Consider the following 13100-nt stretch of genomic DNA (forward strand, 5'->3'; position numbering starts at 1 on the left):
CAGCATCCGTCCCCGTCGCATCGATGTGCGACTACTCCTTGTCGGCCGCCTTCTTGCGGGGTGCGGCCTTCTTCTTCGGCTTCTCCTCGGCCTCGATGACGGCGTCGGCGTCGGCCGCGGCATCCGCGATCTCCTGCGCCTCTTCGACGACCTCGTCCTCAGCCTCAGCCTCGGCCTCGTCCTCGACGGCGACGAAGCCGGTCAGGTCCACGGGGTTGCCGTTGGTGTCGACGACGGTGACCTTGCCGAGCGCGACCGCGAGGGCCTTGTTGCGTGCGACCTCGCCGACCATGGCGGGCAGCTGGTTGCCCTCCTGGAGCGCGTTCACGAAGTCCTGGGGCGCCATGCCGTACTGGGCGGCGGACTGCACGAGGTACTGCGTGAGCTCGTCCTGCGAGACCTGCACGTTGACGGTCTCGGCGATCTTGTCGAGCAGCATCTGCGTCTTGAACTGCTTCTCGCTCGCCTCGGCGACCTCGGCGCGGTGCACGTCGTCCTCGAGGCGACCCTCACCGTCGAGGTGGTTGTGCACCTCGTCGTCGATGAGCTGCTGCGGCACGGGGATCTCGACCTGCTCGAGCAGCTGCTCGATGAGCTTGTCGCGGGCAGCCGATCCCTGCGTGAACACCGACTGCTGGCCGACGCGCTCCTTGAGGCTGTCGCGCAGCTCGGCGATGGTGTCGAACTCGCTCGCGATCTGCGCGAAGTCGTCGTCGGCCTCGGGAAGCTCGCGCTCCTTGACGGCCTTGACGACGACGGAGACCTCGGCCTCTTCGCCGGCGTGGTCGCCGCCCACGAGCTTCGAGCGGAACGTGGTGTCCTCGCCGGCGGTGAGCGAGTCGATGGCCTCGTCGATGCCCTCGAGCAGCTCGCCGGAGCCCACCTCGTAGGACACACCCTCGGCGCGGTCGATCTCGGTGCCGTCGATCGAGGCGACCAGGTCCAGCTCGACGAAGTCGCCGGTGGTTGCCGGGCGGTCGACGGTCACGAGCGTGCCGAAGCGGCCGCGGAGGCGGTCGAGCTCCTCGTCGATCGCCGATTCGTCGACCTCGACGGCCTCGACCTCGACGGTCGTGCCCTCGAAGGCGGGGAGGTCGAACTCGGGACGCACGTCCACCTCGACCTGGACCTCGAGGTCGCCCGAGAAGTCCTTCTCGTTCGGCCACTCGGTGACCTCGGCGTTCGGGCGGCCGAGAACGCGCAGCTCGTTGGCCTCGACGGCCTCGCGGTAGAACCCGTCAAGGCCCTCGCTGACGGCGTGCTCGAGCACGGCGACGCGGCCGACGCGCTGATCGATGATCGGCGCGGGGACCTTGCCCTTGCGGAAACCGGGGATCTGCACGTCCTGCGCGATGTGCTCGTAAGCGTGCGCGATGCTCGGCTTGAGCTCCTCGGGCGTGACCGTGATGTGGAGCTTCACCCGGGTGGGGCTGAGCTTCTCGACGGTGCTGTTCACCATGCCTGTTCGTTCTCCTCTATCGGACCGCACGCGGGCGCGGCGGCTGAAGGTCTGGGTTTCGCGGAATCTCTGGCCGTGGAGTCGGGGCGACAGGATTTGAACCTGCGACCTCCCGCTCCCAAAGCGGGCGCTCTACCAAGCTGAGCTACGCCCCGGGCGGGTTCGCACGCACGCGTGCGCCTTTCGGCCCCTGGAAGTCTAGCCGACGCGCTCGGGCGCGCGTGTCGGGTGGGCACTCACGATGCGGTTAGACTGTCGGATGCCGCGGCTCGCCGCTGCGGGGATGTAGCTCAATGGTAGAGCCTCAGTCTTCCAAACTGATGGTGCGGGTTCGATTCCCGTCATCCCCTCCGCAACCCCACTCAGACAACGGGCTCGTTCACCGGGCTTACTAAGCGGGAATAGCCGCGAGTGCCCCTAGGCCGGCGGGCGAACGTCGACGTGCCGCGTTGCGATACTTGTGGTCGTGAGCGAGCGAAGAACGTGGAGTAGTGGCCGACTGTGGGCGCTGTTCGGCGGTTTGTCGATACTCTTCGTCGCTGTCGTGTTCGCCTTCATTCCTGGGTACGGCTGGACGTACGCCGTGTGGTTCGGATGGGTCGCGCCCGTCATGATCACCCTCGCCTTCGTCTCGTTTCAGAGTGGAGATGGCAGCCGCTGAGGGTGCGCCTGCAGCGCACTTCGCGTACGTCACTCGATAGGTGACCCGTGATGTCTGGATACCGCCCCTACCGCCGTCAACCTTCCGACGATCTGCTCAGAGTTGGTCGCGGGTCTTCAGGTGAGATTCGTCCAGCGAACCGCTCCGCGCTCCGCATGGTGGGCGCTGCACGCTGACTCCGCGGTTTTTCAGCAAGGCGACGGCATTCTCCTTCGCACGCTCAGCCGGGCGCTCGGCGCTCACGCCTCCTCACGGCAGAGACGGCAAGCGCGACGAAGCCTGCGATGAGGCACACGGCGTTAGTCGAGAACATCACCAAAATGGGTGTCGAGAACACACCCTCGTTTCGCGCGAGGACCACCACCATCGACAGCAGGCTGACAACAACCACGAACACTGCCCCGGCAAATGAGAGCGGCGGCTGACCCCGTTTGAGGACGAGTCTTACGGTGATGGCAACGAGCAACACTCCGATCACCGCCGCGCACATGACTACCCACACCGCCGATTCGTCGGGAGTAGCGCGAAACCGGCTCGATCTTCCGCCAAGGCTTGCTGGAAACATTGCCACTGACGCGATGGGGATCAGCCAGGAAGCAAGGTTGAACACCGGGTCGCCTCGGAGGATGGGGGGTTTGTGCTTGTCGCGCCATTCTCGTCGGGACAGGGGGGCGTCCTCGTCGGTCACTGCAGATCACGGCCCAGGCAGGGCGAGTGGTCGCCGCTCATCTCCGTCCTGGGCATCCCCTGAGCGTACATTCGGCGTGCCAGATTCGCGCCGCCTTGATGGCATGTCCAGGCTGACGCGGAACTACGCGGAGTCATCAGACTGCTAGACCATGCTTCCAAAACTGATGGTGCGGGTTCGATTCCCGTCATCCCCTCCGCTCCTCCTCGATGCCCCGTCGAGAGCCGCTCAGCGGTACCGTGACGGCATGGCCGCTCACGATCTCACATCCCTGGCCGCCGCTCTCGACGAGCGTGCCCGCACCGACGCGATGAGCGGAGTCCTGTCGCTCGACGTCGACGGCGACATCGTGTTCGCCGAGGCGTACGGTCTCGCCGACCGCGCGCACGGCGTCGCGAACACGGTGGACACCCGATTCGGCATGGCGAGCGCGAGCAAGGCGTACACCGCGCTGGCGATCATGTCTCTCATCGAGGACGGCATCCTGCGACTCGACACCCCGGTGCGGGAGGTGCTCGGCGCCGACCTCCCCTCGATCGACGACGGGGTGACGGTCGAGCATCTGCTGTCGCACACCTCGGGAATCGGCGATTACCTCGACGAGGAGGCCGACTGGGACGTCGACGACTACATCCTCACGGTCCCCGTGCACGAGCTCGCGACCACCGAGGCATTCGTGCGGGCCGTGGACGGGCACGCGCAGAAGTCCGTGCCCGGCGAGCGCTTCACGTACAACAACGGCGGCTACATCGTGCTCGCGATCGTCGCGGAGCGTGCGAGCGGCATCCCGTTCCACGACCTCGTCGGCGAGCGGGTCTTCTCCCCCGCCGGCCTCGACGCCACCGGCTATCCAAGGCTCGACGAGCTCCCCGGCGATGCCGCGCTCGGCTACGTCTACGACGATCCGTCGTCGCTGCGCACGAACGTCCTCCATCTCCCCGTCCGTGGGAACGGCGACGGCGGCGCGTTCACGACCGCGGGCGATCTCAGCCGTCTGTGGCGTGCCCTGGCGGACGGACGCGTACTCCCGACGACGACGGTGACGGAGATGTGGCGTCCCCGTCACGACAGCGAATCCGAGGGACTCCGGTACGGGCTGGGGTTCTGGCTCGATCGCGCAGGACCCGGCATCCTGCTCGAGGGGTACGACGCCGGGGTGTCGATCCGGACCCGATTCGACCCGGTCACCCGCGCGGCCGTGACGGTCGTCTCGAACACGTCCGAGGGAGCGTGGGGCGTCGTTCGGGCATACCGCGACCTCCTCGCGGCATCGGCCGGTTGAGCCTCAGGCGGCGACCGCCGCCCTCTCCGAGGTGATCGCGCGGACGGCATCCCGACCGGCGCGATTGGCTCCCACCGTCGACTGCGACGGCCCGTAGCCGATCAGGAACAGGCGGGGCTCATCGATCGAGCGCCCGTCCGCGACGCGGATGCCGCCCTCCGGGGTGCGCAGGCGGAGCGGCGAGAGGTGATCGAGGGCGGGGCGGAATCCCGTGGCCCACAGGATCACATCGGCCTCGACGAGGGTCCCGTCCGGCATCCGCACGCCGCCCTCTTCGATCGAGGTGAACATCGGATGCCTCACCAGCACGCCGCGCTGCTCGGCCGCGCGAGCCCACGGCGTCCAGTGCATGCCCGTCACCGAGATGACACTCCCCGGCGGAAGTCCGCGTCGCACCCTGTCCTCCACACCGGCGATCGCGGCGACGCGCGCGGGCACGTCGAACGCGGCATCCGACCACTCCGGCTCACGCCGTGTGACCCAGTACGTCTCGGCGACGTGCGAGATCTCATCCAGCAGCTGCACGGCCGAGATCCCGGCGCCGACGATGACCACCCGCATGCCGGCGAACTCGTCGCGCGAGACGTAGTCCGCGACGTGCAGCTGACGGCCGCGAAAGCGCCCCTGCCCGGGATAGCGCGGCCAGAACGGGCGCGACCACGTGCCTGTGGCGTTGATGACGTGCGAGGCGGCCCAGGTCGCGGCATCCGTCTCGACGATCAGCCTCCCCGCGGGATCGTCGTCCTCGCGCCGGACCGACTTCACTCGCACCGGCCGCACCACGCCCAGGGCGAAGCGCTCTTCGTAGGCGGCGAAGTACGCGGGGAGGATGTCGCGGCTCGCGGCCGTCGGATCGGCCGGCGGCACCGGGAAGCCCGGCAGCTCGTGGATGCCGTTCACGGTTCCCATCCGGAGGGACGGCCAGCGGTGCTGCCACGCGCCGCCGGGTCGCTCCTCCGCGTCCAGCACGACGAACGTGGGAGTGTCGCCCGCCCCTCGGCTGACCGGCACGTAGCCGCGCCGCTGCAGGTGGTACGCGGCGGAGAGCCCCGCCTGCCCGGCACCGATCACCACGACGTCGACGGGTACCGGCTGCATGCCGGTGACAACGCCGACCCTGCTGCCCCGATTCCCGTCCACCCACGACGAGTCCTCGGGCGCGGTCAGTTCAGGCTGCGCGTGGACGCGGGGATCACACCCCCGGCGTAGAGCTCGGCGGCGACGTCCTGGAGGGCGGTCAGCGCGACCCGCTGCGGGAGGGGGCCGTACGAGATGCGGGCGACGCCGAGCGCCTCGTACTCCGTCGAGGTGAGCGAGCCGGGCAGACCGATGACGCTCACCTTGCGCTCGCCGATGCCGTCGACGAGCCGGCGCGTGACATCCGCGTCGAGGATGCCGGGCACGAACACGAGGCTCGCGCCCGCATCGAGGTACGCGCGGCCGCGTTCGATCGCGTCGGCGATCGACTCCTCGACGGGACGGCCGCCCGCCCGCACGAACGCGTCGGTGCGGGCGTTCAGGACGAAAGGAACTCCCTCGGCCTGACCGGCCGCGACGATCGCCTCCACCACGGCGACGGATTCCGCCAGCGGCCGCAGCCGGTCCTCGACGTTCGCGCCGACGACGCCCTTGCCGATCGCGCGGCGAATCGTCTCGCCGGCATCGCCGTGGCCGTCATCGAGGTCGGCGGTGACCGGCAGGTCGCCGACCTCCGCCACGATGCGCCCGACCATGTCGAGCATCGTCTCGATGGGGATCTTCCCGTCGGCGTAGCCGTACGTGGCGGCGATCGAGTGGCCGGCGGTCGCGATGGCGCGCGTCTCGGGGAGGGCGGCGATCGTCCGCGCCGAGACGGCGTCCCACACGTTGACCACGCGAAGGATCTCGGGAGCGGCGTGCAGCCGCTCGAGGGACTGGGCTTTGTCGACCTGTGTGCTCATGCCCCCACGCTAACGGGACCGCGTGGCCCGGGGGCCGTCAGTCCACGATCCCGTCCAGATACCACCAGCGGCCGCTCTGCCGGCGGAAGCGGCTCCGCTCGTGCAGCTCGCCCCGCTCGCGGCCGTGGCGCCAGCGGGCGCGGAACTCGACCACCCCGCGGGTGTCGTCCACGCCTCCGGCCTCCGCGTCGATCACCTCAAGCGCCGTCCACCGCTGAGCCGGATCGAGGTCGAGCACGTCGGGGCGCGTGCCGGGGTGCCAGGTCTCCCGGAGGTAGCGCGCGTCGCCGACGACGAAGGCCGTGTAGCGCGAGCGCATGAGGCGTTCGGCGGTGGGCGCCGGCGTTCCGCGCAGGAGCGGGGCGCAGCATCCGCCGAATCGCTCGCCGGAGCCGCAGGGGCACGGCGCGTCGTCCGCGGGCCGGGGAAACCGCGCATCCGGCGTCTGCGCTGCGGCCGCGCCGAAGGACACGTCAGGCTCCCGCCCGCGCGGCGCAGTGCACGCACCGGGTCGCCGTGGGTCTCGCGACGAGGCGGGCGATCGGGATGCTGCGCCCGCAGTCCGCGCAGAGCCCGTCGTCGCCCGCTTCCCGCCGCGCGATGGCCGCATCGATCTCGGCCAGCTCGCGGGCTGCGTCTTCGCGCAGTCCCTCCAGCCGTGCCCACTCGCTCGAGAGGGTCACGCCTTCGGGGTCGTGCTCGTCGTCGGCGTTGTCTGCGCCGCGGTCGGCGCGCAGCTGCGCGATGGCGCGTTCCAGCCCCTCGGCGCGACCCTGCGACGCGGTGCGCAGCGCGGCGAGCAGGGCATCCCGGTCATCGGGAGCGGCGGGCGTCTGCGGCAGGGACATGGCCTCTCGAGCGTACGGCGTCGAGGCGGCGCAAAGGCGGGAGACAGACCACTCCCAGGTCGCAGTGGGACCCTGGATGAGTCTCCGCGGTCGGAAACCCCGACCGGTCCGCGGACACCGCGACGGTGACGCTCAGCGGGTCCCCTCCTCGTGCCTGTCCCCCAGGGCACGAGGGGCGGCCTCATCGAGTCGCCCAGAGCCGGCGGTCACGGCCCCCCACGCGATCGCCGGCTCCCTCACCGTCGCGAACCGCCGCACCCAGCGGACGGCGGCGCGCGCAGGCACCCCGACCGCGAGCGCGACGAAGCCTTGGATCGATCGATCCTGGCGCCCGAGCACCGACTTGCGCTCCCACACGTCGCGCAGCACCCCGCCCCGGCGGGCGAGCGGGGCGCGCGGCGTGAGGAGTCCGGCGGCGCGGGCGTCGATCAGCCGTGCGGCCCGCACGGTCCAGTCGTCCTCCGCCGGGTCGTGGAAGTAGTTGTCGTCGAGCCACTCCGGCTCGGGGTGCCGGAAGCGGCGGGCGACGACGTCCGCTTCACCGGCGAGCAGCCCGGCGTCGGCGAGCACCTCGTTGATGAGCTCGGGTCCCACTCCGAACGTGTCGAGCGCGATCACGGGGATGCCGCGTCCCACGGCCTCGATCGCCGCAGTGGAACTCACGGTGACGAGCCCTTCGGCCGTCGCCAGCGCGTGCGCCATCGAGGCCGTCGACACGACGAGATTCGGCGGCAGCTCCCCGAGCGTCGCGAGCAGATCGGGGTAGCTGTCCTGCTCGGCGTGCGTCTGCTGCTCACCCGCCGCCGCTCGCAGCTTCACGACCACCCGTCGTGCGGGATCGGCGAGTGCGGCGCGGCGCAGGACCTCCGCGACCCGCAGCCGGTCGGCGCGCTCGGCCGGCACCTTCGCCTGCGCCGCGAAGACCAGGTCGGTGCCGCGCGGGCCGGCGACGACGCCGTTCCGCGCGAACGGGAGGCTCGCCAGTCCGAAGCGCTGCGGCATCCGCTTCTCCCGCGCCAGCGCGGCGAAGTCGCGGCACTCCCGGCGAGAGTGCAGCACGAACAGGTCGCACTGCGTGCGGTACGCGATCGCCTTGCGGGTCGCGGGGATCGAGATGCCCGGCAGTCCCGTCACCATCACCGGCCGCGGAGCCATGTCGGCGATCTCCCGCGCGAGCACGCGCACGAGCGGACCGCGGCCGGCGAGAAGCACGACATCGGCACCCATGCGACGCAGTGTCGGGACGAGCTGCTCCCACGTGACCCGCGTCACCCGGTCGGCCGGCAGTCCGCTGCCCACCAGCGCCGTGGCGAGCTGCGCGTCGGAGACGACGAGCGGCGTCTCGAGCACGAGGAGCGAGGCATCCCACTCCCCCTCCAGCGCACCCACCAGCGCCGCCGCCCACTTCACGTAGGAGTCGGTGTCGGCGACGGCGACGATGCGCCGCGCTCGGCTCACGCGGGAACGCGGCGCAGCTTCGCCATCGGGGCGAGCTCGCCGGGGTAGACGCGCTTGACCCCGTCACCCAGCGCCTCCTCGATCACACGGATGTCGCGCACGAGGTGCTGCAGCCCGGTCGGCTCGAGGGAGGCGGCGTGGTCCGACCCCCACATCGTGCGGTCCAGGGTGATGTGCCGTTCGATCGCGACGGCGCCGAGGGCGATGGCTGCGAGCGAGATCTGCAGACCGCGCTCGTGGCCCGAGTACCCGACCGGCACACCGGGATAGCGGTCGCGCAGGGCCGGGATCATGCGGAGGTTGGCCTCGGCCGGCTCCATCGGGTATGTCGAGGTGGCGTGCATGAGGAGCAGGTGCTCGGTGCCGAGCACGCCGATCGCGGCGTCGATCTGCTCGATGGTCGACATCCCGGTCGAGAGGATCACCGTCCTGCCGGTGTCGCGCAGCGCGCGGAGCAGACCGTGGTCGGTGAGCGACGCCGACGCGACCTTGTGCGCGGTGACACCGAGATCCTCCAGGAAGGCGACACTCGGCTCGTCCCACGGCGAAGCGAACCACTCCAGTCCGCGCAGCAGGGCGTGGTCGGAGATCTCGATGTACTCGTCCCTGTCGAATTCGACGCGGCGACGGTAGTCGAGGTAGGTCATCGTGCCCCACGGCGTCTCGCGCGGGATGTCGCGCATGTGCTCGGGGGTCGCGAGCTCGGGCGTGCGCTTCTGGAACTTCACCGCGTCGGCGCCGGCATCCGCGGCGACGTCGATGAGCTGCTTCGCGAGCTCGACGTCGCCGTTGTGGTTGAGGCCGATCTCGGCGATGACGTAGGCGGGACGTCCGCCTCCGATGACACGGGAGCCGATGGTGACGGTCATGCTTTCTCCTGGGGTGTGGCGAGGGGTGGAGCGGATGCCGCCGCGCGGCCCGCGAGCACGCGCTCGGCGAGGTCGCGCACGGCGCCGGCACCGCCGGGTCGGTCGAGCACCACGCGCGCGGCGGCGAGGATGAGCGGATGGGCGTCGGGAACGGCCACCGGCCATCCGACGAGCTCGAGGCAGGCGAGGTCGTTGACGTCGTTGCCGAGGTAGGCGATGCGCGACAGCGGGATGCCGCGCCCGGCCGCCCACGCGCGCAGCGCCTCGCCCTTGTCGGACTGGCCCTGCACGACGTCGACGCGCAGCTTGTCGGCGCGCGCGGTGACGACGGGGTTCACCTCGCTCGAGAGGATCAGGACGGGGATGCCGGCGGCGCGGAGCAGCGCGACCCCCATGCCGTCGGACCGGCTCACCGTCACCGTCTCGGTGCCGTCCTGCGAGACCTGCACGGAGTCGTCGGTGTGCACGCCGTCGAAGTCGGTGACGACCGCGTCCACGATGATCGGCGCGGCGACGTCGATGAGAGGCGCCATCGCCCGCGCGATCTGCAGCTCGCCCTCGGTGTCGATCTCGATCGCCGTTCGCTCGGGGACCTCGGCGATCCCGACGCTGCCGAAGAAGCGGTGCTGCGTCGCGCGGAACCCGGCGGCGCGCAGAACGTAGAACCCGCCGGTCTCGAGGAAGTGAGGGTCGCGGTCCTGGCGCCGCGGTCGCACGTTCGCGTCATGGTTCACGGCCTCCGCCGCGCACGCCGGCGAGCGCGCCCACAGGAACCCGTAGGTCTCGACGGCCGAGAACACGCTGTCGCGACGGCGGGAGCGCACGAGCTGCACGGCGTCTTCGAGAGCCGGGACGTCGATGAACGGGGAGGTCGCCTGCAGGAACGCGACGACGCCGACGTCGATCCTGCGCCCCTCGAGGACGTCGAGGGCGTGCAGGAGCGCGCTCTCGGAGCTCGCCGTGTCGCCCGAGAGCTCCGCCGGACGGACCACGACCTCTGCGCCCCATTCCTCGGCGACGGCGGCGATGTCGGCATCGTCGGTGGTGACGACGACCCGGTCGATCGACGGGCACCGCCGAGCGGCGTCGATCGCGCGCGCCACGAGCGGGATGCCCCCGACCCGGCGCAGGTTCTTGCGGAGGACGCCCTGGGAACCCCCTCGGGCGGGGATGATGGCGACGACTTCGCTCATGCTGCGGCCTCCGTCGCCGCGGCATCCCGTCCGACCCGCAGGGCGGAGCCGGTGCCGGCCAGCACGAGCGGCAGGGTCGTCGTCGTGCTGGAGGCGAGGGTTCGGATGTCGAGAGGCCCGGCGGCCCCCGCGAGCACGAGCTCGACCGGCAGCTCGGTCTGCCGGATCGTCACACCGGCGATGGCCGCCACGGCTGCGAGCTGCTCGCGCGGCTCTCGCCGGTGCGGGAGGTAGACCGCGGGGCAGGAGCCGGCGGCGTCCGTCACCCAGGCCAGGTAGTCCGACAGGGCCAGGCGGCCGTCGACGGGCAGCGCGCTGCCGAGCAGCACGCGTCGACCCAGCTCCGGGGCTGCCGGTGCCGTCGCGCGCGTCCACTCGAACCGATGCCGGCGGACCGTGAATCCGCGGTCGCTCAGCGCGTCGATGCGGTCGTCGCCGAGATCGAACGCGGTGAAGAACTCGGCCCGTCCGGCTGCGGCGCGGCGCAGCACGGTCTCGTGGGCGAACGGTGCCAGCTGCGTCGTGAGACCTCGCTCGGCGACTCCGGGCCGGGCGTACGGACGCCGTCCCAGCAGCGCATCGGCGTAGGCGATCGCATGCGCGCCGTCATCGAGGAACGTCACGCGGTGCGGCCGCAGGACGGATGCCGCCAGCCGGAACTGTCCGGAGAAGCCGTCGCCGACGAGCCAGTGGCCGTGGCGGGCGAGGAGCGAGAACGGCACGCCGAGGTAGGGCTCGAGATCGCGGAAGCGCGCTCCGCGCGCGAGCAGCGCGTCGGCGGTCGCGGACATCTGCGCGGTGAGGCGGCCGGCCACCGGCACGGTGACGCGGTGGGCCGCGGCCCACTCCGCCGCCCCGACCAGCTGGAGCGGGGATTCGACCCACGCGATCACGTCGTTCCGGGCCATGTCACCTCCTGCTGCTGCCACTGACTCCCCACGGTGGGCCGCGACGGTGAACGCGGTGCCGCACGGCGGTCGTACGGGATGCGACGGGGAGGTGAACGGCCGGTGGCACGCCGCCCGCTCCGGCCGACGCGGCCGTGGACTCGGGAGTGGCGCCACGGCGACGCGCACGGCAGGGTGGGCACATGACACGCGTCACCGCCGACATCGCCGTCTCCGCCGACGGGTACTCCGCCGGCCCCGACCAGAGCGAGGCGCACCCGCTCGGGGTCTTCGCCGAAGACGCCCTGCACGGCTGGATGTTCCAGCATCCCGACGAGAACCGCGCCGAACTGGACGCGATCCTCGAGGCACGCGCGTATGTGATGGGTCGCAACATGTTCGGGCCGATCCGCGGCGAATGGACCGGGGACTGGCGCGGATGGTGGGGTCCCGAGCCGCCGTACCACGGCCCGGTGTTCGTGCTCACGAACCATCCGCGGGAGCCCCTCGAGATGGCGGGCGGCACGACCTTCTTCTTCGTCAGCGACGGTGCCGAGTCGGCGCTGGCCCAGGCGCGTGCGGCCGCGGGCGACGGCAGCGTCTCGATCGCGGGCGGAGCGAGCACGCTGAACCAGTTCCTCGCGGGCGGCCACATCGACGAGCTGCGGCTGCACATCGCACCCGTCACGCTCGGCCTGGGCGGACGCACCGACGTCGTGCGCCTGTTCGACGACGTTCCGCCACTGAACCTCGATCCGGTGAGCGTGCGCTCGACGCCGCACGTGACCCACATCACCTACCGACTGCGCTGACGGGGTCGGAGGCGCGTGCCAGGATGAAGCGCGTGACCGACCGCCTCATGCTGCTCGACTCCGCCAGCCTGTACTTCCGCGCGTTCTACGGCGTGCCCGACACCGTCCGGGCGCCCGACGGAACTCCGGTCAACGCCGTCCGCGGATTCCTCGACATCATCTCGAGGCTCGTGACGACGTACCGGCCCACGCACCTGATCGCGTGCTGGGACGACGACTGGCGGCCGCAGTGGCGCGTCGACCTCATCCCGACCTACAAGACCCACCGCGTCGCCGAAGTCGTCGCGGTCGGTCCCGACGTCGAAGTGGTGCCGGATCCGCTCGAGGTGCAGGTTCCGGTGATCCGCGAGGTGCTGGGCGCGCTCGGCATCGTGATCGTCGGGCAGGCCGCGCACGAGGCCGACGACGTGATCGGCACTTTCGCCACGATCGCCGACCTCCCGGTCGACATCGTGACCGGCGACCGCGACCTGTTCCAGCTCGTCGACGACGCGCGCGACGTGCGCGTGATCTACACGGCTCGCGGCATGAGCAACCTCGAGATCGTCACCGACGCGACCGTCGTGACGAAGTACGGCGTGCTCCCCTCGCAGTACGCCGACTTCGCGACCCTGCGCGGCGACTCGTCCGACGGGCTCCCCGGTGTAGCGGGCATCGGCGAAAAGACCGCTGCCGGCCTGCTCGCGGCCCATGGCGACCTCGCGGGCATCCTCGCGGCTGCCGAGACCGGGGAGGGCATGTCGGCCGGCGTGCGGGCCAAGCTCGATGCCGGTCGCGCCTACCTCGCCGTCGCGCCGACGGTCGTCGAGGTCGTGCGCGACCTCCCCGTTCCCGACGTCGACTCGCGTCTGCGCCCGCTCGACGAGCGTCAGAGGGCGGATGCCTCGTCCCTCGCCGATCGGTGGGCACTCGGCACCGCGATGACGAGGATCATCGAGACGCTCGACCGGGTGGACGAGGACTGACCTCGGCGGCGACGTACTCCCGTGGGAGTATGCGCGGC

The 13100-nt window shown here is 71.1% G+C and carries 13 protein-coding genes and 2 tRNA genes; 4 read left to right on the forward strand and 11 right to left on the reverse strand.

Annotation, left to right across the window (positions count from 1 at the left end; translation table 11 throughout):
• Positions 1-31: 31 nt before the first annotated feature.
• Complete coding sequence (tig, locus tag OL358_RS15160) at positions 32-1459, reverse strand: trigger factor (RefSeq protein WP_264710891.1); 1428 nt, start codon at positions 1457-1459, stop codon at positions 32-34.
• An 81-nt stretch (positions 1460-1540) separates the two neighbouring features.
• A tRNA-Pro gene (locus tag OL358_RS15165) sits at positions 1541-1614 on the reverse strand.
• Positions 1615-1738: 124 nt separating this feature from the next.
• On the opposite strand from OL358_RS15165, the gene OL358_RS15170 reads away from it, so the two are divergent.
• Positions 1739-1809: transfer RNA gene (locus OL358_RS15170), tRNA-Gly, on the forward strand.
• Between the two features lie 531 nt (positions 1810-2340).
• Here the strand turns inward: OL358_RS15170 and OL358_RS15175 are convergent.
• Entirely contained in the window at positions 2341-2808 is a 468-nt protein-coding gene (locus tag OL358_RS15175) for a hypothetical protein (protein WP_264710892.1), read from the reverse strand.
• 247 nt (positions 2809-3055) lie between these two features.
• Between OL358_RS15175 and OL358_RS15180 the strand changes: the two genes are divergently transcribed.
• Positions 3056-4090, forward strand: coding sequence for a serine hydrolase domain-containing protein (locus OL358_RS15180; protein ID WP_264710893.1), 1035 nt, complete (start codon positions 3056-3058; stop codon positions 4088-4090).
• Between the two features lie 3 nt (positions 4091-4093).
• On the opposite strand, the gene OL358_RS15185 is transcribed toward OL358_RS15180, so the two are convergent.
• The 8 genes from OL358_RS15185 to OL358_RS15220 form a co-directional block, all read right to left on the reverse strand.
• A complete protein-coding gene (locus tag OL358_RS15185; RefSeq protein ID WP_264711034.1) occupies positions 4094-5188 on the reverse strand; it encodes an NAD(P)/FAD-dependent oxidoreductase in 1095 nt (364 codons plus the stop codon).
• Positions 5189-5253: 65 nt separating this feature from the next.
• Entirely contained in the window at positions 5254-6030 is a 777-nt protein-coding gene (locus OL358_RS15190) for an isocitrate lyase/PEP mutase family protein (RefSeq protein ID WP_264710894.1), read from the reverse strand.
• Positions 6031-6067: 37 nt separating this feature from the next.
• Positions 6068-6502, reverse strand: a complete 435-nt coding sequence (locus OL358_RS15195) for a YchJ family protein (RefSeq protein WP_264710895.1) — start codon at positions 6500-6502, stop codon at positions 6068-6070.
• A 1-nt stretch (position 6503) separates the two neighbouring features.
• Positions 6504-6878, reverse strand: a complete 375-nt coding sequence (locus OL358_RS15200) for a TraR/DksA family transcriptional regulator (protein ID WP_264710896.1) — start codon at positions 6876-6878, stop codon at positions 6504-6506.
• Between the two features lie 132 nt (positions 6879-7010).
• Complete coding sequence (locus OL358_RS15205) at positions 7011-8336, reverse strand: DUF6716 putative glycosyltransferase (RefSeq protein WP_264710897.1); 1326 nt, start codon at positions 8334-8336, stop codon at positions 7011-7013.
• Positions 8333-9205, reverse strand: a complete 873-nt coding sequence (locus tag OL358_RS15210) for an N-acetylneuraminate synthase family protein (protein WP_264710898.1) — start codon at positions 9203-9205, stop codon at positions 8333-8335. Before OL358_RS15210 ends, OL358_RS15205 begins: the two co-directional genes overlap by 4 nt.
• On the reverse strand, positions 9202-10398 hold the full coding sequence (locus OL358_RS15215; protein ID WP_264710899.1) for an acylneuraminate cytidylyltransferase: 1197 nt from the start codon (positions 10396-10398) through the stop codon (positions 9202-9204). Before OL358_RS15215 ends, OL358_RS15210 begins: the two co-directional genes overlap by 4 nt.
• Positions 10395-11306 carry a hypothetical protein gene (locus OL358_RS15220; protein ID WP_264710900.1) on the reverse strand — a complete coding sequence of 304 codons (912 nt, stop codon included), beginning with the start codon at positions 11304-11306 and terminating at the stop codon, positions 10395-10397. The genes OL358_RS15215 and OL358_RS15220 overlap by 4 nt, the downstream gene beginning before the upstream one ends.
• A 182-nt stretch (positions 11307-11488) precedes the next feature.
• Here OL358_RS15220 and OL358_RS15225 point away from each other — a divergent pair, with 182 nt between their 5' ends.
• Both OL358_RS15225 and OL358_RS15230 read left to right on the forward strand, forming a co-directional pair.
• On the forward strand, positions 11489-12097 hold the full coding sequence (locus tag OL358_RS15225) for a dihydrofolate reductase family protein (RefSeq protein WP_264710901.1): 609 nt from the start codon (positions 11489-11491) through the stop codon (positions 12095-12097).
• A gap of 32 nt (positions 12098-12129) precedes the next feature.
• Complete coding sequence (locus tag OL358_RS15230; protein ID WP_264710902.1) at positions 12130-13062, forward strand: 5'-3' exonuclease; 933 nt, start codon at positions 12130-12132, stop codon at positions 13060-13062.
• Positions 13063-13100 lie beyond the last annotated feature (38 nt).

The sequence above is a fragment of the Microbacterium sp. SSM24 genome (genome assembly GCF_025989145.1).
Lineage (GTDB): Bacteria > Actinomycetota > Actinomycetes > Actinomycetales > Microbacteriaceae > Microbacterium.